Source organism: Xenorhabdus bovienii SS-2004 (assembly GCF_000027225.1).
GTDB lineage: Bacteria > Pseudomonadota > Gammaproteobacteria > Enterobacterales > Enterobacteriaceae > Xenorhabdus > Xenorhabdus bovienii_C.
The window spans coordinates 2,182,478-2,206,094 of record NC_013892.1 but is presented as its reverse complement, the minus strand read 5'-3'; the positions used below and the strand labels follow the sequence as shown (position 1 = coordinate 2,206,094).

Sequence of the window (23,617 nt, the reverse complement as noted above, 5' to 3'; positions counted from 1 at the left end):
AGACAGACTAAAAACAAAAAGTAACACCACCAGAGGTGGCTGATGGTAGCATGCAGGACCCCGAATATGGTATAAACCCCATTATTTTCTCATAACCCACACGCTTAAAAGTATTGCATTTCCAAAATGCGTAAGCTTTCGTGCGTAACTTAAGGTAACACAGTGAATATACAGGTTATTCTTTCAGAAAAAATCAGCAATGCGCTGATTGAAGCTGGCGCTCCAACCGACAGTGAAGCTCACGTCCGTCAATCTGCAAAAGCACAATTTGGTGACTATCAAGCGAATGGTGTGATGGCAGCTGCTAAAAAGGTGGGAATGCCTCCTCGACAATTGGCAGAAAAAGTCATCAGCCAACTGGATCTGCAAGGAATTGCCAGCAAAATTGAAATTGCAGGCCCGGGTTTTATCAATATTTTTCTTGATAAAGCGTGGATTGCAGCAAATATAGAAACTGCCCTGAAAGATGAAAAGCTCGGTATCACCCCTGTGGAACCGCAAACCATCGTTATCGATTATTCTGCTCCCAATGTCGCCAAACAGATGCATGTTGGGCACCTGCGTTCAACCATCATTGGTGATGCTGCGGCACGTACCCTTGAATTTCTTGGGCATAAAGTCATTCGAGCCAACCACGTTGGTGATTGGGGAACCCAGTTCGGGATGCTAATCGCCTATCTGGAAAAGATCCAGAACGAAGATGCCAATGACATGGCATTAGCAGATTTAGAAGCTTTCTATCGCGAAGCAAAGAAACATTACGATGAAGATGAAGAGTTTGCTATCCGCGCTCGTAACTACGTCGTCAAACTGCAAGGCGGTGATGAATATTGCCGTGAAATGTGGCGTAAGCTGGTAGATATCACCATGTCCCAGAATCAGCAAACTTATAACCGCCTGAATGTCACATTGACAGAAAAAGACGTTATGGGTGAAAGCCTGTATAACGATATGCTACCGGGTATCGTTGCAGATCTGAAACAACGTGGGATCGCCGTTAAGAGTGATGGTGCGACAGTGGTTTACCTTGATGAATTCAAGAATAAAGAAGGCGAACCCATGGGCGTTATCATCCAGAAAAAAGATGGTGGCTATCTTTACACCACGACGGATATAGCCTGTGCCAAATACCGTCATGAAACCCTGAATGCCAGCCGTGTGCTTTACTACACCGACTCACGTCAGCACCAGCACCTGATGCAAGCTTGGGCAATTATACGGAAAACGGGTTATATTCCAGCATCTATGTTACTCGAACACCACATGTTCGGCATGATGCTGGGCAAAGATGGTAAACCATTCAAAACCCGTGCCGGTGGTACAGTAAGACTGTCCGACTTGCTGGATGAAGCGATTGAGCGTGCAGATACCCTCATTCGTGAGAAAAACCCAGATATGCCAGAAGATGAACTGAAAAAAATCGTGGAAGCGGTAGGGATTGGCGCGGTGAAATATGCAGATCTTTCCAAGAGCCGTACTACAGACTATGTTTTCGACTGGGATAATATGCTGGCCTTTGAAGGCAACACGGCACCTTATATGCAATATGCCTATACACGTGTGTCATCTATCTTTAAACGTGCAGATATCGATGAAAACAACCTGACACTGCCGGTGATGCTGAATGAAGAACGCGAGCAGGCATTGGCAACCCGCCTGTTGCAGTTTGAAGAAACGATCACTACTGTCGCCCGTGAAGGTACGCCACATGTTATGTGTGCATACCTGTACGATCTCGCCGGTCTGTTTTCTGGTTTCTATGAGCACTGCCCTATCCTGAATGCCGATAGCGAAGAGCTGCGCCAGAGCCGCCTGAAGTTAGCTCTGCTGACAGCGAAAACTTTGAAGCAAGGTCTGGATACTCTGGGTATCCAGACTGTAGAACGGATGTAATAACCCTCCACAAAGCTGAAAACTGGCGTGATATTATTTTATTACGCTGGTTTTTTCCTTTTTTCACCTCTGTTAGCGTTTTATCATCTACCATATAAATAATATTTAACTGGAATTACAGTTTATATTTAATTATGGAGATATATAAAAACAGAGGCGATTATTATAGAGAAATACTTGGCTATTATATTATTCCAACTTATTATAGCTGTATTAATTTTAAAATAGAATATCATTGAGTTTAATTATTAATAACCAATTTTACGGTTGTAAGTTATTATAAACAATAACAAGAGATTCGCAAAAAACTTATTAATTTATTTTTTATAATATATAATTTATTATTTTAATTAAAATTTACAATATAAAACTATTAAGATAATAATTTAAAAACATATTAAACAATAAATTACAAACAATAAGAAAAATAAAAATCTATGGTCCCCACCTTTTTTGCAACACTGATTTTTGATTGATGTTGGCTTGCTTAAATCTATCCGGCGTCACTATGGGCAGGGATGCCCGCGCCTCGATGAGTTCCGCACCTGATAAGCCTAAAAAACCGCACGGCTTCAGAGAGCCATTTTTTATGTCAGGATTCCATCAGGTCGATAAGCCGTTCATGTCATCAATAATCAGTCTTCGCAAAACCAGATTGGGAACTGCTTTAATTAACGATTAACCTGCCAGTCAGACTGGCGTCGTCGTTACCTTTCGAACACAGTTTGCCGTGTTGTGATTGCCCAGGCTATCCGGGCTAATTTGTTGGCCAGCGCACAGGCCACAACATTTGAGTGTTTTCGCTCAAGCTGAGCCTTTACCCATTCAGCCAGCCTTCCTGACTGATAATCGATTCTCTGGATAAAGACTCTGGCGCACTGGACAAGTAACCGTCGCAGATTTTTGTCTCCGCGTTTACTTATCCCTAAAAGCGTATTTTTGCCACCCGTGCTGTACTGGCGTGGTACCAGACCGGTTGAAGCAGCAAAATCCCGGCTACAGCCATACTGCTTACCATCGCCCAGCTGCGATGATAAGACGCTGGCAGTTATCGGACCCACGCCCAGTATTGTCTGAAGACGCTGTCCTGTTTCATCACGTCTCAGCTCCTGCTCCAGTGCCGTCTCAAGCTCGGTGAGCTGTTCGACAAGATAAAGATAATGGGCATGTAAGCGCATCAGCAACTGTGCCAGATAGGGAGGAAGTTCGTTCTCTGCCAAGACGGTTGAAAGTCTTTTTATCACGGCGGTTCCGATCGGCATACTGATGCCAAATTCCAGTAAAAAAGCGTGCATCTGATTAGTGGTTTTAACCCTGTCTCTGACCAGTGATTCTCTGACCCGATGCAGGGCGCGCATAGCTTGTTGCGCCTCTGTTCGTGGTTGCACAAATCGCATGGAGGGACGAGATGCAGCTTCGCATATGGCTTCAGCATCCACAAAATCGTTCTTGTTGCTCTTTACAAAAGGACGAACAAATTGTGGAGAAATCAGCTTCGCTTCGTGACCAAAAGCAGCGATCCGGCGAGCCATAAAGTGAGCACCGGCGCAGGCTTCCATTACAACAGTCGCTGATGGCGATCCCGCTAAAAACTCCATCAGTCTGGCGCGGGTAAATTTTTTACGCAGCAGGGCCTTTCCTGATTTGTCCTGACAGTGAACGTGGAAAGAATGTTTGCCGAGATCAATACCAATAAGCGTAACGTTTTGCATGATGGTCTTCTCCTGAAAGAAACACCCTGCCAGCATACCGCTCACAGGGTGGTGGGGACCATCTCATTAACCGCCCAATAAAAGCTTGGACGGTTGTATTAAATGAAATTATTTATTAATCAGGGAATCACTGCAATCCCCTTTGGGCAAAATCTTTTAGCCTAAATCCCATCAAGGCCAGAGCTGCAAAATAACTACCTGCTCCCGCAATCACTACGCCCATTAAGCGTAGTAGGCGCATTGCCATATTGCCCTGTTCCCATGCTGGCATAACCCACAATACTGCCAGCAGTACCCCGACCATCACAGCAATTGCCACCACCAATTTAAACAGAAATATTCCCCATCCCGCCAAAGGTGTGAAAATATCACGCTTACGCAGTTGCCAATAAAGCATGCTGGCATTGAAGCAGGCAGCCAGACCAATAGAAAGCGCCAGACCTGCATGTTTCAACGGGCCAATAAAGGCTAAGTTCATCAACTGGGTTAGGATTAAAGTAGCGATAGCAATTTTTACCGGTGTTTTAATATCCTGACGGGAATAGAAACCCGGGGCGAGAACTTTAACCACAATCAATCCCATCAAGCCAAAACAATAGGCAATTAACGCCCGCTGAGTCATCTCAGCATCAAAAGCAGAAAAGTGACCATATTGAAATAATGATACCGTCAGAGGCTCCGCGAGAATACCGAGAGCAACTGCACAGGGTAACGCCAGCAAAAAACAAAGACGTAGCCCCCAATCCATCAGTTTTCGATATTCTTCGTGATTACCACTGGAAAAACTTTTCGCTAGTGAAGGCAGCAAAATCGTCCCTAACGCTACACCCAGTACACCAGAAGGCAGTTCCATTAAACGGTCAGCGTAATACATCCATGAAACAGAGCCTGAAACCAGAAATGAGGCAAAAATCGTATTAATGATTAATGAAATCTGGCTGACCGATACCCCCAGAATCGCGGGCCCCATTTGACGGATAACCCGCCATACAGCACTGTCACGGAAAGAAACCCGCGGCAATACCAGCATGCCGATCTTTTTCAGATGGGGAAGCTGATAGGCCAATTGCAAAATCCCTCCGGCAACAACTGCCCAACCCAGTGCCAACACTGGCGGATTGCAATAGGGAGCCACAAACAATGCAAAAAAGATCATACTGACATTAAGCAGTGTCGGGGCAAAAGCAGGCACCGAAAAGCGGTTCCAGGTATTCAGAATTGCACCAGCCAAAGAAGCCAGCGAAATCAAAAAGATATAAGGAAACGTAATTCTAAGTAAATCACGGGTTAAAACAAACTTATCCGGTGTATCCGTAAATCCCGGCGCAGTCACATAGATGATCCAAGGTGCAGCAATTACACCTATCACTGAGACGATAGCCAGAATCAATGTCAACATACCTGAGATGTACGCAATAAAAGTACGTGTTGCTTCATCCCCTTGTTGATTTTTGTATTCGGCAAGAATAGGAACAAAAGCTTGCGAAAAAGCGCCCTCTGCAAAGATACGACGTAACAGGTTAGGTAATTTAAACGCAACAAAAAAAGCATCCGTTGCCATTCCTGCGCCAAATATACGAGCAATAATGGCATCACGGATAAAGCCCAGCACGCGGGAAAACATCGTCATTGAACTGACCGCTGCCAGTGATTTCAATAAGTTCATGGTATTGTTCTAAAGTTGTATTCTTATGGAGTTAAGCATAAAAATGTAAAGCTATCCCATAAGGCATCATAAAAATGACATATAAAGCAACCTAGCGGGATAGCAGCCAGTGTTTAAAGTCTAACAGACAAAGACCCTGTCTACATTTTCTATATTACGCCCTATTAGACTTATCTCGATATTCATAAATCCACTTTACCCCATGCATCATCAGTTAATGCCGTCAGCACATGATCCTGCCAAATACCATCTATCATTAAATAATTCTTGGCATAACCTTCCTGCTCAAACCCCAATTTTTTGAGCAGATTCCCACTGCGATGGTTGTGTGGCATATAGTTAGCCATGATCCGATGCATTTTCTGATAGCGCTGCATATAGCGAATCGCAGGTTGCAGTGCTTCATACATCAATCCTTGTCCTTGCAATTTCCCCGCCAGAGAATAACCAAGATAACAAGAATGGAACGCGCCGCGTACAACATTAGTAAAATTCGCCATCCCCATAATTTCACGCTCATCAGAGTCCAATAATACAAAATTAAATGTCGCATTCTGCCGTTGTAACTCAGCGATATAGTTCAACCGATTTGTCCATCCAGAGGGTTGATAAAAACTGCCATCCCTTGTTGGCTCCCATGGCTTCAGGAAATTTTTATTGTCTGAATAATACTCAGCCAATCGATAAGCATCACGTTCATATACCAGACGAATAACCATCCTATCCGTAATAAATCGAATTTTGGGCGATGCAGAACGATAACCAAACATGCCTTCTCCTGATGTTTGTCTTGAAAAATTCTGGATAATTTATCTCTTATTAAAATTATTGCCTATTACCCACGATAAAAAAATATCATCTATAACCCTCTACCTTAAAGAAGAGATTAGGGTCAGAATAATAAGAACTTTATATTTATTCTCTCATATTTCAATGGTGCGCAATGTCGTTGGTTTCACAAGCACGTAGCTTGGGTAAATACTTCCTGCTATTTGATAATTTATTAGTTGTTTTAGGTTTTTTTGTCGTTTTCCCCCTAATTTCAATTCGTTTCGTCGAACAACTTGGCTGGACAGCATTGATTGTTGGTTTCGCTCTGGGGCTTCGTCAGCTTGTTCAACAAGGCTTGGGGATCTTCGGGGGTGCCATCGCAGACCGATTTGGTGCCAAGCCGATGATTGTTACTGGTATGTTATTGCGGGCACTGGGTTTTGCTCTGATGGCAATGGCACATGAGCCATGGATATTGCTACTTTCCTGCGTTCTATCAGGATTGGGAGGAACCTTGTTTGATCCTCCCAGAGCGGCTTTGGTCATTAAGTTAACCCGTCCCCATGAGCGAGGGCGTTTTTATTCAATCCTGATGATGCAGGACAGCGCAGGTGCCGTGGTTGGCGCACTCCTCGGAAGCTGGTTGCTGCAATATGATTTCAATATTGTCTGCTGGATTGGTGCATCCATTTTTGTGCTGGCCGCGTTATTTAACGCCTGGCTACTGCCTGCATACCGTATTTCTACAATCCGTACTCCTATCAAAGAAGGTATTATGCGGGTTATTAGAGATCGGCGGTTCTTTTACTATGTGCTGACATTGACGGGTTATTTTGTCCTGTCAGTACAAGTGATGCTGATGTTTCCGATTATTATTCATGAAATTACCGGCACTCCTACCGCCGTCAAATGGATGTATGCCATTGAAACCGTTATCTCCCTGACATTGCTTTACCCCATCGCACGCTGGAGTGAAAAACATTTCCGACTGGAACAGCGCTTGATGGCGGGCTTGTTTTTGATGAGCATCTGTATGTTTCCGATCGGCTGGGTCAATCAATTACATACACTGTTTGGCCTGCTTTGCCTGTTCTATTTAGGCTTGGTAACAGCAGATCCTGCTCGTGAAACGCTGAGTGCTTCACTATCTGATCCACGGGCGCGTGGCAGTTATATGGGATTTAGCCGTCTGGGTTTAGCTCTGGGTGGTGCGATAGGTTACACCGGTGGAGGATGGCTCTATGATACTGGCCGTGTCTTGAATATGCCGCAATTACCTTGGATTTTGCTGGGATTGTCTGGTTTGATTACCATTTATGCTCTTCATCACCAATTCAATAAAAAGAAAATTGATCCTGTGATGCTTGGCAGACACTAATCCTATTAGAAATAGTGTAGAATCTGTCCGTTGAAAATAAGAAGGAGTCAATATGAAAAGATTTTTCTTAGGGGCAGCATTAGTGCTGGTAGGATTAGTCAGCGGCTGTGATCAATTTAAAGACTTCAGCATCAACGAAGGTCTGATGAATGATTATTTGCTCAAAAAAGTGCATTATCAGAAAAAAATCAGCATTCCGGGTATCGCGAATGCCAATATCACGCTGGGGGATTTATCCAGCCAGATAGGCCGTCATGATCCTGAAAAAATTGAACTATCCACGCAAGCAAAAATTCAACTTGCAACGCTCTTGGGTACGATTCAGGCTGATATGAAACTCACTATCAAGGCTAAACCCGTATTTGATGCAGAAAAAGGCGCTATTTTCGTGAAAGGGCTGGAAATCGTAGACTACCAGACAACACCGGAAAAAGCAGCGGCTCCGGTTAAGGCATTGATTCCTTATCTGAATACCTCTTTGAGTGAGTTTTTCGATACTCATCCGGTTTATGTTCTGAATCCAGAAAAAAGCAAGGCCGAGGCAGCGGCCTCACAATTCGCCAAAAGGTTGGAAATTAAACCCGGGAAATTAGTTATTGGATTGACCGATAAATAATTTTTATCGTCATTGAAATAAAAGGGCAAATTATCCATTAATAATTTGCCCTTTTATTTTATCAATTAGTGACCGATACACTTGCCTGTTCATAGCCTTCAGCTGAACTAATATCGTGACACTGTCACTCAGATTCTAATTCATCACGCAATGCCTGCAACGCTTCACGAGTGACAATCGCCAGCGTTCGATAAAAACCACTGGTTGCATGGGCTTCAACTTTACCGAGGAACTGCCCACACCAAGGTAAAAGATACTCATCAAACAACATAATTTGTGCTTGGACTTCATCTTCAGCTGCCTGATCTTCCAACCATGACACAGCCAGCAATAGAGAGCCGAACTGATCAGCAGGAGTCTCGGACAGTGACATTCCCCGCTCTGTCAAAAACTGACGTACTTCACCTTCTTCTCTGTCGGTATAATCAGATCGACAAACAGCAACGCTCGCCGATTCTCCGGTAAACAGAGCGTGATAATCAGCTGCCATCACTGACAATTCACTGTTTTGCTGTAAACGATCCAGCCATTCATCCTGTTCCAAAGGCCATGCTTGTTTTAGTTTCCCCTCAGCAATCATAGTGATTAAAGGTTGCAGAACGGGATCTTGCGGTGCGCGGTTAAACAATGTACCCAATATACGGCAAACAATAGAAAATTCGTTCATAACTTGATTCAATCCCAATAGATTATCAAATAGCGTTATTGTCCCTAATCGCCTGCCATGCTGTAAAGCAACTTGTTAATAGCCACGTTCCCTATCGACGAGACCAGTTGGCATTTCACCCCGTGCCATCCGCCGGATATTTTCACAGATGACATCCATAGCAGCCTCAGGAACAGTGTTAGCAGCAATATGCGGAGTCACATGGATACGAGGGTGAGTCCAGAATGGGTGCATATTTGACAATGGTTCTTCGGCAAACACATCAAGGGTTGCTCCTGCGATATAACCTTTATCAATAGCAACGAGCAGATCCTGTTCGACAAGCTGCGCTCCTCGCGCCAGATTAATCACATATGAACCCGATTTTAGTTGGCTGAATAATGACAGATTAAGGATACCACGCGTTTCGGGAGTATCAGGGAGAAGGTTAATCAGCACCTTGCAGCCAGAAAGAAAATCACCCAATTGCTCTTTACCGTAAAAACTTTCGACACTATTGAGTTGTTTTGGCGTCCTGCTCCAACAACGCACATTGAAATCAAATTCCATTAATTTCCCAATTACACTTAGCCCTAATACTCCGGCTCCTAAAACCCCGATAACAAATTCTTTCCGGTTATGTGGAGACATAGGAGCCCAGAGGCGCTGTTCCTGGTATCGTTTATATTCATCCATACGGCGGAAATAATGCAACACTGAGGTAATGGTATATTCCTGCATCTGCCTGCCCATTCCTGTATCTTCGAGGCGGATCAGTGGAACATCAGCCGGTAACATACCGGGATTTTTCGATTCTTGTTTGAAAATCGCATCGACACCAGCACCCAGTGCGAATATGCCTTTTAGCCCCTGACGATTGGCTAACATTTCATAAGGTGGCTGCCAAACTAATGCATAGTCTGCGGGCTCTTGATCACCACTAAACCATTGCCTCACTTTGGCATCAGGCAGACGTGCCTGAATTCCTTGAATCCACTCATCGGTATTAGAGGAAGAGTGAAAAAAAATAATATTCATACAATCTTATTCCTTGTTGTTTTTTTGATAGGGTTAACCGATTGCTGAAATGGTTGCAAGCCTCTGCCAAAAAGCGAGGAATGAAAATATTGATAATGTTACCCAGTTAACATATTTACCACTACATATTACAAAAAGTGCATCTGCTTTAGTAAATGACTATCAAACATTCAAATTGTTTTTTATTTGTGTAATCAGTCAAAAAGCCTGAAAAAATCGTCATAAGCCTGTTGACGCCTGCCCTGCTTTTCCCTATAGTTACGCCCCGTTGCAGCGACGAACTCAAGTGATATCGCTACAACAACAAAATGCGGTGAGGTGTCCGAGAGGCTGAAGGAGCACGCCTGGAAAGTGTGTATACGTGAAAACGTATCGAGGGTTCGAACCCCTCTCTCACCGCCATATTCTAAAAAAGAGCCTGAACACAATAATCAGGCTTTTTTGGTTACTCTTGATAGGGCGTTGAATCTATTATTTAGTAACCCTTGCGGAAATTCCTAACAGGATAACCGCAGAAACAAAACACGGTGAGGTGTCCGAGAGGCTGAAGGAGCACGCCTGGAAAGTGTGTATACGTGAAAACGTATCGAGGGTTCGAACCCCTCTCTCACCGCCATATCTCAAGAAAAATCCTGAACTTATGTTCAGGATTTTTCGCATTTATATTCCCCTGAAATAAAGGTGAAAAGCTTCGCAGAGTTCACCTCAACAACCTGCTCTAATGGGAATATCTTAAAGATTTATGGCTTAATTACACCTTATTCTAGGCTAATCCAAAGGACATACCCGAATAATATGGCCATCGGGATCTTCAGCAAGGAAAGTACGGCCAAAAACTTCGGTATGGGGTTCCTGTACTATTTTGATCTCAGGGTTCTTTCGCCATTCATCAAAGCATCGATCAACATCTTTACCGGATGGCAGCATAATACCGATTTCAGTAAATCGCGGAATAGCACGATCAGGCTTTACTCCTCCACTCCAAATAGCAAACAATACTTCACCACCAGCAGAAAATGCCACATAACGAGAGCTGGCAAATATCGGTTCGGCATTGAAAATTGTTTTGTAAAAAGCAGTTGAATGCTCAATATCAGAGACGTAAACAAGCTGGAGATTGGGTTTTGGGGATACTGTCTCAACGATATTTTTCAGCCTTAATACGGTTTCAACCAGATCTTGCGTACCCTGCTTAAAGAAGCCTTCGGCCTGAACAGCGGGAATATTAGCATCAGGTTCAAATGAAACGGTCACCTGAATACGGCACGCCATATTGTTTTCATCTGTAATAATTTGATGTCTGAACGTTAATATTCCCATTTGCGGAAGGTTAACCTGATTGGTAAATTCTTTATTCACTTCGATATTTGAAAGATAAAAGCGAATTTCCGGCATTCCACTTAATCTCATTTTGCCGTATTGACCCGTTTTGATCTCCCCTTCAAATTGAAGATATTCAAGATCGATTTCCCATTTTTTCCGCAAATTAAAATCAACATAATGTGCCCAAATATGGGATGGTTTAGCGTTTACCGATGTAGAAAATTTGAGTGTTAACATGACAAAACTCTCACAGTTAAATGTATCACATTGAAGATTAAGCGAGCTTTTTAATACAGTAGAACTGCCCGCAGAGTATCAATGGTGAGTGACAATTTCTGTCAGTAGTCTTTATTTGGCTAACGAGAAATTTTTTCCATTGCTCTCCATTCTTTGAGCAATACTTGCCTTGAACGGGGGTAACATTGTTTTTCAATTTTCAAACGCATGATCCTATCTGATCTGAAATGACGAAATTCCTCGCGTAATTCACACCATCCAATCACAATGCTGATATTTTCAAAATAACCTAAGGCGAATGGCCATATTGTTCTTTCTGATGGGATATCTTTTATATCCAGATAAGCGAAAGTGATTTTATGCCGGGTATTGATCGCCTGACGTATCTGCTGAATCTCGACAACCGGCTGAACAGCCGTCGCAGCAGGCCCGATCAGTAAGGAGCTTGCCTCCAACATTTGTTTCAATTCTGCCGGGATCACAGCCGCAATTTTGCTTATTGCATTATTTGCAGATTCTTTTAGTTGGGAGTCTGCACGTTTAGCCACCCAATTCGCGCCCAATGCCAACGCCTCTATTTCATTTTGTGTAAACATGAGCGGTGGTAACACAAATCCAGGTCTCAAAACGTATCCTATTCCCGGCTCACCTTCGATAATCGCGCCTTGAGCCTGCAACGATGCAATATCCCTATACAGCGTTCTTAAGCTGATATTCAATTTCTGCGCCAACACTTTTCCCTGAACCGGAAAGTGATAACGGCGCAATATTTCCATGAGAGATAACAAACGCTGTGCTCTAGACAATTCGTCCCATCCATTCAAGTTAACCGACTCATCAATCTCTAATAATACGCAACTATCATAATTTAATTGATTAAAAAGATAGTTTTTTGATCCCTTAAATAAGATCATTGTTATCTTAATTGCCCTTTCAGATTTTTTATTTTATTTTATTTTATTAATAATGCTGATAAATTGACCTCTAAAGGACTTAGAGAAAATGACCATATACGATTTAAAACCCCGTTTCCAAAATCTACTGCGTCCTATCGTAATTTATCTGTATAAACAAGGAATTAACGCGAATCAGGTCACTTTAACCGCGCTGTTCTTGTCAATCTTTGCCGGTTCACTATTGAGCCTATTTCCTTCGCCCCACCTCTACTGGCTGCTACCCATTTTTCTTTTCATTCGCATGGCCCTGAATGCCATTGATGGCATGCTGGCACGGGAACATAACCAGAAGTCCCATCTGGGCGCTATTTATAATGAATTGGGGGATGTCATTTCTGATGTTGCCCTCTATCTCCCCTTCTGCCTTTTACCTGATGTGAACAGCTTCAGCCTGTTGATTATTTTATTCCTCACTATCTTGACCGAATTCATCGGCGTACTGGCACAAACGATTGGTTCATCACGGCGCTATGACGGCCCGATAGGAAAAAGTGACCGTGCTTTTATCTTCGGAGCTTATGGGTTGATTATTGCGATTTTCCCTTCGGCCTTGGGCTGGAGTAGCTCTTTGTTTGCTTTCATGATCATTTTACTCTTAGTGACTTGCTATCAGCGCGTTGTTAAAGCCTTACGTGAAATCCGGCTGGCTGAACAGTCACACTCCAAATGAGGCGTTAACATGACACCACAACTCGATCAACGTATTGCTGAAGAACATTATTTCACCACATCAGATAATGCTTCTCTATTTTACCGTTACTGGCCACAGCAACAGGCCAATCCAGACAAAGCGATCATTATTTTTCACCGTGGTCATGAGCACTCAGGACGCATCCAGCATGTCATTGACGGACTCGATCTGCCTGATGTTCCTATGTTTGCGTGGGATGCCCGTGGACACGGTAAGACAGAAGGGCCACGCGGTTACAGCCCTTCCATGGGAACGTCGATTCGTGATGTTGATGAATTTGTCAGATTTATTGCCAATCAGTACAACATCGCCATGGGAAATATCGTAGTTATCGGCCAGAGTGTCGGAGCGGTATTAGTCTCTGCTTGGGTACACGACTATGCGCCGAAAATCCGCGCCATGATCCTCGCAGCACCCGCATTTGATATTAAATTGTATATCCCTTTTGCCACGCAGGGACTGCAATTGATGCAAAAAGCACGAGGTATTTTCTTCGTGAATTCCTATGTGAAAGCCAGGTATCTGACTCACGATGAAACCCGAATTGCCTCTTATAATAGCGATCCGTTGATTACCCGGGAAATCGCCGTCAATATTCTCTTGGATCTTTACCAAACCGCCGAGCGAGTAGTTAAAGATGCCGCCGCCATTACACTACCTACCCTGTTGTTTATTTCAGGCAGTGATTATGTCGTGAACAAAAAACCACAGCATCAGTTTTATCAGCAGTTAAATACCCCTATCAAAGAAAAACACGTGATGGATGGCTTCTACCACGATACGTTGGGTGAAAAAGATCGCCATCTGGTTTTTGACAAAATCCGGGTCTTTATTGAACGCGTTTTTGCACTTCCGCGTTATCAGCACGATTACAGCCGAGAAGATACCTGGAGTCACTCTGCCGATGAATTTCGAACACTCAGCACATCATTACCGAGTCTGTGTCCGAAGAAACTCAGCTATCAGTTGATGCGTAAGGTAATGAATACTCGCTGGGGCAGAGCTTCCGAGGGTATCTGCATCGGTCTCAAAACGGGGTTTGATTCCGGCTCCACATTAGATTATGTCTACCGCAACCAACCGCAGGGTAAGGGCATTTTGGGGCGAATGCTCGATAAAAATTATTTGAACAGCATTGGCTGGCGCGGTATCCGGCAGCGCAAGATCCATATTGAAATGTTGATCCGCCATGCTATTCGCAGTCTACGTGAACAGAATATGCCTGTGCATATGGTTGATATCGCTGCCGGACACGGTCGCTATATTCTTGACGCAATCAACGATTTCAGTAAAGTCGACTCTATTTTGTTAAGAGACTATAGCGAAATCAATGTCAATCAAGGGCAGGCTTATATTGAGGAGCGCGATCTGACGGACAAAATTCGTTTTGTTATCGGCGATGCCTTTAATGCTGAAAGTATCGCATCCATTACGCCGGCGCCGACACTGGGTATTGTGTCCGGTCTCTATGAATTGTTCCCTGATAATAATTTACTCAGAAATTCTCTACGCGGCTTTGCTGATGCTATGACAGAAAATGGTTATCTGGTGTACACCGGCCAACCGTGGCATCCACAAATTGAGGTCATCGCCCGTGTTCTTTCCAGCCATCGTGACAATCAACCGTGGATCATGCGGCGCCGTACTCAAGGGGAAATGGACGCATTGGTGGAAGCCGCCGGGTTTGAAAAACTGTACCAACTGACAGATAACTGGGGCATTTTCACTGTTTCGATTGCCAAGCGCGTTCATCGCTGATGAATAAATAAATATAAGATGGAACACTACATGCACTCTTCTCTCGATAGTCGTCGACGCCTATGGCTGACAGGTGTTATCTGGCTATTGTTTCTGACTCCGTTTTTCTTTCTTACTTATGGTCAGGTCAATCAGTTCACGGCACAAAGAGGCGATGTCGGCACTGTGATGTTCGGTTGGGAACATAACATCCCTTTTTGGTCATGGTCGATTATCCCTTACTGGAGTATCGACCTGTTCTACGGAATATCGTTATTTATCTGTACCCATCGCCGTGAACAGTGGCTTCACGGCTGGCGATTAATGACCGCATCACTGATTGCCTGCATTGGATTCCTACTGTTTCCCCTGAAATTTTCGCTCTCCCGCCCCACCACAGAAGGTCTATTTGGCTGGTTATTTAATCAACTGGCGTTATTTGATCTGCCCTATAATCAAGCGCCTTCCCTGCACATTATTCTGCTGTGGTTGCTCTGGCTGCGCTATTCAGCCTACGTGTGTGGTTACTGGCGCGGATTGCTACATATTTGGTCAGTGCTGGTTGCACTATCGGTTCTGACAACCTGGCAGCACCATTTTGTCGATATGCTCACGGGTTTTGCCGTTGGTGTCATCATCAGTTACCTACTGCCAGTTTCATACCGCTGGCGCTGGCAATCCAATCAAGATCGCTATGCACGAAAGTTGTTCAGCTATTATTTGACAGGCAGTGCGTTGTTCGCGCTTATGGCATATCTGCTGGGTGGTAGTTTCTGGCTGCTGCTGTGGCCTGCCGTATCATTACTGATGGTCGCACTGGGTTATGCAGGATTAGGCAGCTCCGTGTTTCAAAAACAGCCAGATGGCCGTATGTCACTGTCTGCACGCTGGCTACTGGCGCCATACCAACTGGGAGCATGGCTCTCTTATCTCTGGTTCCGGCGTAAAAGCACACCTTTCAGCCACATAACTGAAGGAATTATTCTCGGTAGCCTGCCTTGTCAACCCGTCACGACAGCCAGTGTCCTTGATATGACCGCTGAATGGCACAGGCGATCTGATTCCCACACAGTAGACTATGTTTGCCAGCCGCAAATCGACTTACTGCCGCTGACACCTGAATCTCTGCAATCAGCAATTTGTGCGTTGGATAAACTACGCCAGCAGGGAGATGTTTTCGTTCATTGTACGCTTGGCCTGTCACGTAGTGCGATGGTGATAGCAGCATGGCTGCTGAAACAGCATCCTGAATATGATATCAACACTGTCGTAGCAATCCTGCGTAAAGCCAGACCGCATGTCACGTTCAGACAAACACATCTGGATGCCCTGTCTCAATGGGCAAAAATCTACCTATAACGGGGAACATAACATGCAGCAGGAAAATCTGATCAGCAAAGTGATTATCGCAACGTTAAAAAGCTGGCGCTTTATATCGGCACTATCTGTTTTTTCTATCCTGAGCGCAACAGCAATACTGATTGCTGTCTTCAACACTGCCACCTTAAACAACATTGCACTCTATGCCGTACTATTATTCACAACGCTGTACTGCCAATACTATTGTTGGCGCACTTGGCTTGACTGCCACTATTTTCAGATCCTCAATTCATCCCCTGAAAAAAGTGCCGAGTTCGATCAAACGTTATTGCTGATATTTAATAAGTTACCCCAATCACGGACCCAGAATGATCGCTTTAACGGAGCAATCAAACTGTTAAAAAAGGCTACGATTGGTCTGATCCTGCAATGGGTAATGTTTTTCCTGTTTCTGCTTATGTTGAAATATTCAGCCTTAATTCAGCTTTAATCTGAAAAATCAGAACGTAACAATGCTACATTTTCCCGACTGTACTACTATTAACTCACTTTTAGACCTGTAACACCTTTATTGGGTGATAAAAGAGATACTCTTACATATTCTTTTTCAGCCCGTCATGCGGACGCCTTATTTTTTGGTTTTAGATTAAATGAATACTCGTAAAATTAATGGGATACGCCCATTTAGTGCGTTTATTGACTCATGTATGAAGGAATCTTACTCTTTCCCCCGTTTTATCAGAGATATCATCGCTGGGATTACCGTGGGTGTTATCGCTATCCCACTGGCAATGGCTCTGGCGATAGGAAGCGGAGTCGCGCCACAGTACGGCCTGTACACTGCCGCTATCGCCGGCATTGTCATCGCCATGACCGGAGGCTCACGCTATAGCGTTTCCGGCCCAACTGCTGCTTTTGTGGTGATCCTCTATCCTGTTTCGCAGCAATTTGGTTTGAGCGGCCTGCTCATTGCGACGCTGATGTCAGGTGTGATTTTGATTGTGATGGGATTGGCACGTTTTGGCCGGTTTATCGAATATATTCCTATGTCTGTTACCCTTGGATTTACTTCCGGTATTGCCATCACTATCGCCACCATGCAGGTTCAAAATTTCTTTGGCCTGAAACTGGTACACATACCGGAAAATTATATTGATAAGGTGATTGCACTTTCTCAAGCACTGCCTTCATTACAATTGAGTGATACGCTTATCGGGTTGACTACGCTTCTGGTACTGATTTTCTGGCCGAAACTGGGGGTAAAGTTACCGGGTCACTTACCCGCTTTAATCACGGGTACGGCGGTTATGGGCGCGATGCACCTGTTAGGCTATGATGTCGCCACCATTGGTTCATCTTTTAGTTACACACTGTCGGACGGCACACAAGGCCAAGGCATTCCCCCCATTCTTCCCCAATTTGTCCTCCCGTGGAATTTGCCCGATACACATTCTCTCAATATTAGCTGGAATACCGTATCGGCATTGCTGCCCGCTGCTTTTTCGATGGCCATGCTGGGTGCGATTGAATCATTACTGTGTGCAGTAATTCTGGATGGCATGACAGGGAAAAAGCACCATTCTAACGGGGAACTGCTTGGTCAGGGGTTGGGCAATATTGCCGCTCCTTTCTTTGGTGGCATTACCGCCACAGCAGCTATTGCCCGTTCAGCCGCCAATGTGCGGGCAGGCGCGACTTCCCCGATAGCCGCTGTAGTCCATTCTCTACTGGTATTATTAACATTGCTAGTTTTGGCTCCGATGCTCTCTTATTTACCACTGGCGGCAATGTCAGCCATTTTGCTGATTGTGGCGTGGAATATGAGCGAGGCACATAAGGTGGTGGATTTAATACGCCATGCGCCTAAAGATGACATTATTGTCATGCTTTTATGTCTGTCATTAACTGTCCTATTCGATATGGTCGTCGCGATCACTATCGGCATTGTGCTGGCATCGCTCCTGTTTATGCGCAAAATTGCCAATATGACGCGTATCAGCACTTCGTCTTTAACGAGCGCAGATAAAGGGTTATTGGTTGTACGAATTAACGGCCCTTTATTCTTCGCTGCCGCCGAACGTATTTTTGCCGAACTGAGAGAAAAAAGTGCTGATTATCAAACCATCATCATGCAGTGGGATGCCGTACCCGTTTTGGACGCAGGCGGATTACACGCTTTTCAGGGTTTTGTGCGCGAACTTGGCAAAGAAAAACATATCGTTGTATGTGATATTCCCTTCCAGCCATTAAAAACGCTGGCAAGAGCCAAAGTTACACCGATTGAAGGAGAACTGAGTTTTTATGCAACTTTGCCCAAGGCACTAAAAGAGATGGCAGTTAATTACACGTCTGAGGTGTGTGCTTCTTCAGAAAAGATTCAAGGTCAGTAACAATTAGTCACCCTCTGCCAGCATAACTGGCAGAGGGTGACTAACAAAAGACTAGCGTAGGAATTTATTTGCTGGTATCCAGTTCCGGAAAACTTTTCACAACATCATCAATCGCTTTAATTTGCATCAGGAATGACTCCAGTTTTGCCAATGGCAAAGCAGACGGGCCATCACATTTGGCATTTTCTGGATCTGGATGCGCTTCAAGGAACAGACCGGCGATCCCCACGGCCATACCCGCACGAGCCAGTTCAGCAACCTGTGCACGACGGCCACCGGACGCTGCACCTAATGGGTCACGACACTGTAATGCATGAGTGACATCGAAAATAACCGGTGCACCGTGGGTAGCCTGTTGCATAACACCGAAGCCCAGCATGTCAACCACCAGATTGTCATAGCCAAAGTTGCTGCCACGGTCACACAGGATCACCTGGTCATTGCCGCCTTCTTTGAATTTTTCAACAATATTGCCCATTTGCCCAGGGCTAACAAACTGTGGTTTTTTAATATTGATCACAGCACCGGTTTTCGCCATCGCTTCAACCAGATCGGTCTGGCGGGCGAGGAAAGCTGGAAGCTGAATCACATCCACCACATCCGCGACTGGTTGAGCCTGTGCAGGCTCATGCACGTCAGTGATAATTTTCACGCCGAAAGTTTGTTTCAGTTCCTGAAAGATTTTCATCCCTTCTTCTAGCCCTGGCCCACGATAAGAGCGGATAGAAGAACGGTTAGCCTTATCAAAAGACGCTTTAAAAACATAAGGAATGCCCAGTTTTTGTGTCACAGTGACATAGTGCTCACAAATCCGCATGGCCAAATCCCGTGATTCAAGAACGTTCATTCCACCAAACAATACAAATGGCAGATCATTTGCGACCTTGATATCACCAATATTAACCACTTTCTGTTGCATGCTTATACCTTCTCTTGTTAAGGGCAAATAAATTTGCTGTATCAATAAAAAAATAAACCTAATGCAGGACAATCAACCGCTGTTCTATGGTGTTAATTTGCATTTTTATCATTTCTGAGATTGGGTCCTCAGGGCAATGTTCGACAAAATAACTTAAATCCGAAACAGCAATATGATTGCAGTCGAGCTGGGCATAGATAAGTCCCCGATCGCGGATTTCATAGGGGTCATCGGGATCAAACGTCAGCACCACTTCGCTGGCCTTAAGCGCCAGTTCCATCTTTTTCTCTTCCATCAGAGAAACTTTGATGGTGTCAGTGATTTTGCGCACGAGGCTGACATTATCGGCTTCCTGCAAATCCTGTTTTTTCAGACGAACAGTTGGGCCAATATTACCTTTTAACCAGACATCCAGCGTATGTTCATTCAGCGTATCCCCATTCAAGGGATTAATGAACCAAGTGGGCTGATCAAGCAAATCAATCCGCAATATCAGTTGGATTGGAAATATGACAGGCTGTACCGACAGCCCCAGCGCCTGAGCAATGTGCGTAAACACCGTACCCAATGATACAGGTGAACCTTGACGTGAATGGAGTAAGCGATCCAGCCACAGGGTATCTGACAAACAATACACCCCATTAGCTCCACCAAACTTCCATTCCCGATAAAAAAGTGTCAGCAGCGAATCCAATTTCACTTTGGAATCGGTAATGGAGGAAAGCCTCTGCCGGGCTTCTTCAACCAATGCTGTCAGCTGCTCACTCACCAGAGTCTGAGGAAAATCAGGGCGGATAATTTTTGATACCAGAATAATACCGTCAATCAGGGGAGTATTATTGAATTCATAATTAACTATGGGTTTCATTTTTATTCCATCGACCTATCGTGATGCGTTCATTACCGCCATAATCCTGAAAAGTCGCTATCTGTTGATAACCCTTCTCTAAAAATAGGTTTCTGACAACGATTCCCTGTTTCCAGCCATGTTCCAGCAATAGCCATCCATTTGGTGACAGGAAATGGCGCGCCTGTCCCACAATTGCCTGCAAATCCGCCATGCCATTTTGTGCAGCGATCAATGCAGTGGCTGGTTCAAACCTGATATCCCCTTCTTGTAGATGAGGGTCACACTCATCTATATACGGAGGATTGCTGACAATCATATCAAATTGTTGGTTACCCACTGCTGCAAACCACTCACTTTGCAAAAAATTCACATTGTGAATGGCCAGTTTTCCGGCGTTTTTTTCAGCATTGTATTGCGCCAGCATCACAGCATCAGAGTTGATATCGACTCCCGTCACATAACAATCATTCCGCTCACTTGCCAATGCCAGTGCAATCGCTCCCGTTCCCGTCCCCAGATCCAGAATCCGGGCTGGAGAATCAGGCAATAATTCCAATGCCTTCTCCACCAGACATTCAGTATCAGGGCGCGGGATCAACGTCGCTGGTGATACGGCAAACGGTAGTGACCAGAATTCCCGTTCACCAATAATATAAGCGACCGGCTCTCCCTGAATGCGGCGCCCCAACAGGCTATCAAGCTGATGTAATTCTTCCGATGAGATTAGCGTTTCATCGAAAGCAATCAAATAAGTACGGGAACGCCCCGTCACGTATCCCAATAAGATTTCCGCATCACGCTTAGGGCTGTCACTCTCAAACAACTGTGTAGCCGCATGTTGTAGCCAGCACTGGTAATTCATTAATCCTGCTCTGACAGTGCAGACAGTTGATCTGCCTGATATTCGATAATGATCGGCTGAATAAGCATATCCAGTTTGCCTTCTATCACTTCATCAAGGCGGTATAACGTCAGATTGATTCGGTGATCAGTCACACGTCCCTGTGGGAAATTATAGGTGCGATTACGATCTGAACGGTCGCCGGAACCCAGTAAATTGCGACGTTCAGAGGCTTCCGCTTCTTGACGCTTATGCATTTCAGCAGCACGGATACGAGCCGCCAATACGGACATCGCTTTTGCTTTGTTTTTGTGCTGGGAACGCTCATCCTGACATTCCACTACGATCCCCGTTGGGAGATGGGTAATTCGAATCGCAGAATCGGTGGTATTGACGTGCTGCCCACCCGCACCGGAAGAGCGAAACGTATCTATTTTCAAATCACCAGGGCTGATGTCCGGTAATTCAGCTTCTGGAATTTCTGGCATGACAGCCACCGTACAGGCAGAAGTGTGAATGCGCCCCTGAGATTCTGTTTCCGGTACACGCTGGACACGATGACCGCCTGATTCAAATTTCAAATGACCATAAACCTGATCACCCGAAACTTTGGCAATCACTTCTTTGTAGCCACCATGCTCGCCTTCGTTGGCGCTTATAATCTCCACTCTCCAACGGCGGGCTTCCGCATAACGGCTATACATGCGGAACAAATCTCCCGCAAATATCGCGGCTTCATCGCCACCGGTTCCTGCCCGGACTTCAAGGAAACAGTTGCGCTCATCATCCGGATCTTTCGGTAACAACAGTAGCTGTAGCTGCTGTTCCAGCTCTTCATTACGAATTTTTGCGTCCTTGAGTTCTTCCTGTGCCATTTCCCGCATTTCGAGATCGTCAAGCATCATCTCCGCTGTCTGTAAATCCTCCTGAACCGTTTTCCAGGATTTGAAACAATGGGTCACATCGGTAAGTTGAGCATATTCCTTTGACAATGCACGGAAACGATCTTGATCAGCAATAACACTGGCATCACCGAGGTGAACCAAAATTTCTTCATGGCGTTCTTGCAATGCTTCCAGTTTAGCGACAATAGAAGGCTTCATTCGTAATATCAGACCTTAATTCGAATAGGGTTAGTTATGATCCAGCCCAAGGCTGTCCCGTAAGAGATTCAGGCGTTCCAAATCGCCATCACTGGCCGCCTGTTGAAGTGATTTAGTTGGTGTATGGAGCAGACGATTCGTCAATTGGTGAGTCAATTGGTTAATGATCTGTTCAGCATCAGCACCCTGCCTGATGGACATCAATGCTTTTGCTGTCATTTCAGCTCTGACTTTTTCTGCCTGTTCCCGATATTCCCGGATTGTATTGACCGCCCCCTGAGAGCGCAACCAATCCATAAAATAGCGGCTTTCCTGCTGCACAATGCCTTCTGCGACAACAGCAGCAGCCTTACGTTGAGCCAGATTTTGCTGAATAATGGCCTGTAAATCGTCAACACTGTATAGATAAGCATTGCTCAATTTTTCAACGTCCGGTTCAATATCGCGAGGAACAGCGATATCAATCAGCAACATCGGCTGGTTGCGGCGGACTTTCAATGCCCGTTCGACCATGCCTTTACCGATAATCGGCAGTGGGCTGGCGGTAGAACTGATCACAATATCGGCTTCTGCCAGCCGGGTATCAATTTCAGACAAGGAAATAACCTCCGCATTCACTTGACTGGCGAGTGTCTGCGCCCGCTCTTTCGTGCGGTTGGCAATCATCATGTGACGCACACGGTGTTCCTTGAGATGGCGGGCAACCAATTCAATCGTTTCCCCCGCCCCCACCAGCAGAATATTCAATTTAGACAGAGATTCGAAAATCTGTCGGGCAAGCGTACAGGCAGCAAAAGCCACAGAAACTGCATTTGCGCCAATTTCCGTTTCTGTTCTGACCCGCTTGGCAACTGAAAAAGATTTCTGGAACAGGCGCTCCAGCTCCCCTGACAGGGATTGATAATTCTGCGATTCGGCAAAGGCTTTCTTTACCTGCCCCAGAATCTGTGGCTCCCCAAGTACCAGCGAATCGAGACCACTCGCCACTCGCATCAAGTGGCTGACGGCATCATTATCCAAATGCCAATAAAGGCTGGCTTTCAGATCGTCAGGATTGAGCTGATGATACTCACACAACCAACTGATTAATTGGTCTTTTAAATTATCCTGCGGCTCGACACTGAGATAAAGTTCGGTGCGGTTGCAGGTTGACAGCACAACGCCACCTCGCACCAGCCGCTGCTGGAGCAAGTTATCAAGCGCAAGCCCGATTGTGTCAGGAGAAAATGCCACCCGCTCACGTAAGGAAACAGGCGCGGTTTTATGATTGATACCGAGTGCTAATAAAGTCATTTTAACTGCATTGAGTTATCACGGGAATCAATCTCATGATAATATTAATAACCATTCTCATGAAACTCACACCCTTCATAAGGACTCTCATTGGATGAGCATTCTACTTGATGCATCAATTCAATAAAAGTCAATCGGACGGCTATGCCGTAATTTATTCGAGAAATTTTGACAAAATTTCGCTAAATTATCACCTTGATTATAGACTTGGATAGCGCGTTAGTTACCCATCAGACT

21 protein-coding genes and 2 tRNA genes are annotated in these 23,617 nt (G+C 44.9%); 11 read left to right on the top strand and 12 right to left on the bottom strand.

Features of this window, described 5'->3' with window-relative positions:
- Window positions 1–162: 162 nt before the first annotated feature.
- Entirely contained in the window at window positions 163–1,893 is a 1,731-nt protein-coding gene (argS, locus tag XBJ1_RS09435) for an arginine--tRNA ligase (protein ID WP_012988666.1), read from the top strand.
- Between the two features lie 475 nt (window positions 1,894–2,368).
- The gene (locus tag XBJ1_RS21895) at window positions 2,369–2,575 is read left to right on the top strand and encodes a hypothetical protein (protein ID WP_162467458.1); all 207 of its coding nucleotides are present in this window, start codon (window positions 2,369–2,371) and stop codon (window positions 2,573–2,575) included.
- 25 nt (window positions 2,576–2,600) lie between these two features.
- Here XBJ1_RS21895 and XBJ1_RS09430 read toward each other — a convergent pair whose 3' ends face one another.
- The 3 genes from XBJ1_RS09430 to rimJ form a co-directional block, all read right to left on the bottom strand.
- Complete coding sequence (locus XBJ1_RS09430; protein ID WP_012988665.1) at window positions 2,601–3,605, bottom strand: IS110 family transposase; 1,005 nt, start codon at window positions 3,603–3,605, stop codon at window positions 2,601–2,603.
- 127 nt (window positions 3,606–3,732) lie between these two features.
- Entirely contained in the window at window positions 3,733–5,271 is a 1,539-nt protein-coding gene (gene murJ / locus XBJ1_RS09425; protein WP_012988664.1) for a murein biosynthesis integral membrane protein MurJ, read from the bottom strand.
- A 182-nt stretch (window positions 5,272–5,453) separates the two neighbouring features.
- A complete protein-coding gene (gene rimJ / locus XBJ1_RS09420) occupies window positions 5,454–6,041 on the bottom strand; it encodes a ribosomal protein S5-alanine N-acetyltransferase (RefSeq protein ID WP_012988663.1) in 588 nt (195 codons plus the stop codon).
- A 173-nt stretch (window positions 6,042–6,214) separates the two neighbouring features.
- Between rimJ and mdtH the strand changes: the two genes are divergently transcribed.
- Both mdtH and XBJ1_RS09410 read left to right on the top strand, forming a co-directional pair.
- The gene (gene mdtH / locus XBJ1_RS09415; RefSeq protein ID WP_012988661.1) at window positions 6,215–7,420 is read left to right on the top strand and encodes a multidrug efflux MFS transporter MdtH; all 1,206 of its coding nucleotides are present in this window, start codon (window positions 6,215–6,217) and stop codon (window positions 7,418–7,420) included.
- Window positions 7,421–7,472: 52 nt separating this feature from the next.
- Window positions 7,473–8,036 carry a lipoprotein gene (locus XBJ1_RS09410; RefSeq protein ID WP_012988660.1) on the top strand — a complete coding sequence of 188 codons (564 nt, stop codon included), beginning with the start codon at window positions 7,473–7,475 and terminating at the stop codon, window positions 8,034–8,036.
- A gap of 124 nt (window positions 8,037–8,160) precedes the next feature.
- On the opposite strand, the gene XBJ1_RS09405 is transcribed toward XBJ1_RS09410, so the two are convergent.
- Entirely contained in the window at window positions 8,161–8,703 is a 543-nt protein-coding gene (locus XBJ1_RS09405; RefSeq protein WP_012988659.1) for a TorD/DmsD family molecular chaperone, read from the bottom strand.
- Between the two features lie 75 nt (window positions 8,704–8,778).
- Complete coding sequence (gene ghrA, locus XBJ1_RS09400; protein ID WP_012988658.1) at window positions 8,779–9,720, bottom strand: glyoxylate/hydroxypyruvate reductase GhrA; 942 nt, start codon at window positions 9,718–9,720, stop codon at window positions 8,779–8,781.
- Between the two features lie 312 nt (window positions 9,721–10,032).
- Here ghrA and XBJ1_RS09395 point away from each other — a divergent pair.
- Both XBJ1_RS09395 and XBJ1_RS09390 read left to right on the top strand, forming a co-directional pair.
- Window positions 10,033–10,122 (top strand) — tRNA-Ser (locus XBJ1_RS09395).
- A gap of 124 nt (window positions 10,123–10,246) precedes the next feature.
- A tRNA-Ser gene (locus XBJ1_RS09390) sits at window positions 10,247–10,336 on the top strand.
- A gap of 152 nt (window positions 10,337–10,488) precedes the next feature.
- Here XBJ1_RS09390 and XBJ1_RS22490 read toward each other — a convergent pair.
- Both XBJ1_RS22490 and XBJ1_RS09380 read right to left on the bottom strand, forming a co-directional pair.
- Window positions 10,489–11,280: a VOC family protein gene (locus tag XBJ1_RS22490; protein ID WP_012988657.1), complete on the bottom strand. Its 792-nt coding sequence runs from the start codon at window positions 11,278–11,280 to the stop codon at window positions 10,489–10,491.
- A gap of 119 nt (window positions 11,281–11,399) precedes the next feature.
- The gene (locus tag XBJ1_RS09380) at window positions 11,400–12,086 is read right to left on the bottom strand and encodes a helix-turn-helix transcriptional regulator (RefSeq protein WP_038198827.1); all 687 of its coding nucleotides are present in this window, start codon (window positions 12,084–12,086) and stop codon (window positions 11,400–11,402) included.
- Between the two features lie 196 nt (window positions 12,087–12,282).
- Here XBJ1_RS09380 and XBJ1_RS09375 point away from each other — a divergent pair, with 196 nt between their 5' ends.
- From XBJ1_RS09375 to dauA, 5 genes are all read left to right on the top strand, one after another.
- Window positions 12,283–12,906 carry a CDP-alcohol phosphatidyltransferase family protein gene (locus tag XBJ1_RS09375; protein ID WP_012988655.1) on the top strand — a complete coding sequence of 208 codons (624 nt, stop codon included), beginning with the start codon at window positions 12,283–12,285 and terminating at the stop codon, window positions 12,904–12,906.
- 9 nt (window positions 12,907–12,915) lie between these two features.
- A complete protein-coding gene (locus XBJ1_RS09370) occupies window positions 12,916–14,685 on the top strand; it encodes a bifunctional alpha/beta hydrolase/class I SAM-dependent methyltransferase (protein ID WP_012988654.1) in 1,770 nt (589 codons plus the stop codon).
- Between the two features lie 30 nt (window positions 14,686–14,715).
- A complete protein-coding gene (locus XBJ1_RS09365) occupies window positions 14,716–16,023 on the top strand; it encodes a phosphatase PAP2/dual specificity phosphatase family protein (protein WP_230578768.1) in 1,308 nt (435 codons plus the stop codon).
- Window positions 16,024–16,036: 13 nt separating this feature from the next.
- The gene (locus XBJ1_RS09360; protein ID WP_012988652.1) at window positions 16,037–16,474 is read left to right on the top strand and encodes a hypothetical protein; all 438 of its coding nucleotides are present in this window, start codon (window positions 16,037–16,039) and stop codon (window positions 16,472–16,474) included.
- Between the two features lie 160 nt (window positions 16,475–16,634).
- Entirely contained in the window at window positions 16,635–18,374 is a 1,740-nt protein-coding gene (dauA, locus tag XBJ1_RS09355; RefSeq protein ID WP_012988651.1) for a C4-dicarboxylic acid transporter DauA, read from the top strand.
- Window positions 18,375–18,438: 64 nt separating this feature from the next.
- On the opposite strand, the gene kdsA is transcribed toward dauA, so the two are convergent.
- The 5 genes from kdsA to hemA are packed head-to-tail and all read right to left on the bottom strand — an operon-like array spanning window position 18,439 to window position 23,380.
- The gene (gene kdsA, locus XBJ1_RS09350; RefSeq protein ID WP_012988650.1) at window positions 18,439–19,293 is read right to left on the bottom strand and encodes a 3-deoxy-8-phosphooctulonate synthase; all 855 of its coding nucleotides are present in this window, start codon (window positions 19,291–19,293) and stop codon (window positions 18,439–18,441) included.
- Between the two features lie 58 nt (window positions 19,294–19,351).
- Complete coding sequence (gene sirB1 / locus XBJ1_RS09345; protein ID WP_012988649.1) at window positions 19,352–20,161, bottom strand: invasion regulator SirB1; 810 nt, start codon at window positions 20,159–20,161, stop codon at window positions 19,352–19,354.
- Window positions 20,145–21,005: a peptide chain release factor N(5)-glutamine methyltransferase gene (gene prmC / locus XBJ1_RS09340; RefSeq protein ID WP_012988648.1), complete on the bottom strand. Its 861-nt coding sequence runs from the start codon at window positions 21,003–21,005 to the stop codon at window positions 20,145–20,147. Before prmC ends, sirB1 begins: the two co-directional genes overlap by 17 nt.
- On the bottom strand, window positions 21,005–22,087 hold the full coding sequence (prfA, locus tag XBJ1_RS09335; RefSeq protein ID WP_012988647.1) for a peptide chain release factor 1: 1,083 nt from the start codon (window positions 22,085–22,087) through the stop codon (window positions 21,005–21,007). Before prfA ends, prmC begins: the two co-directional genes overlap by 1 nt.
- A 30-nt stretch (window positions 22,088–22,117) precedes the next feature.
- On the bottom strand, window positions 22,118–23,380 hold the full coding sequence (gene hemA, locus XBJ1_RS09330) for a glutamyl-tRNA reductase (RefSeq protein ID WP_012988646.1): 1,263 nt from the start codon (window positions 23,378–23,380) through the stop codon (window positions 22,118–22,120).
- Window positions 23,381–23,617: the final 237 nt, after the last annotated feature.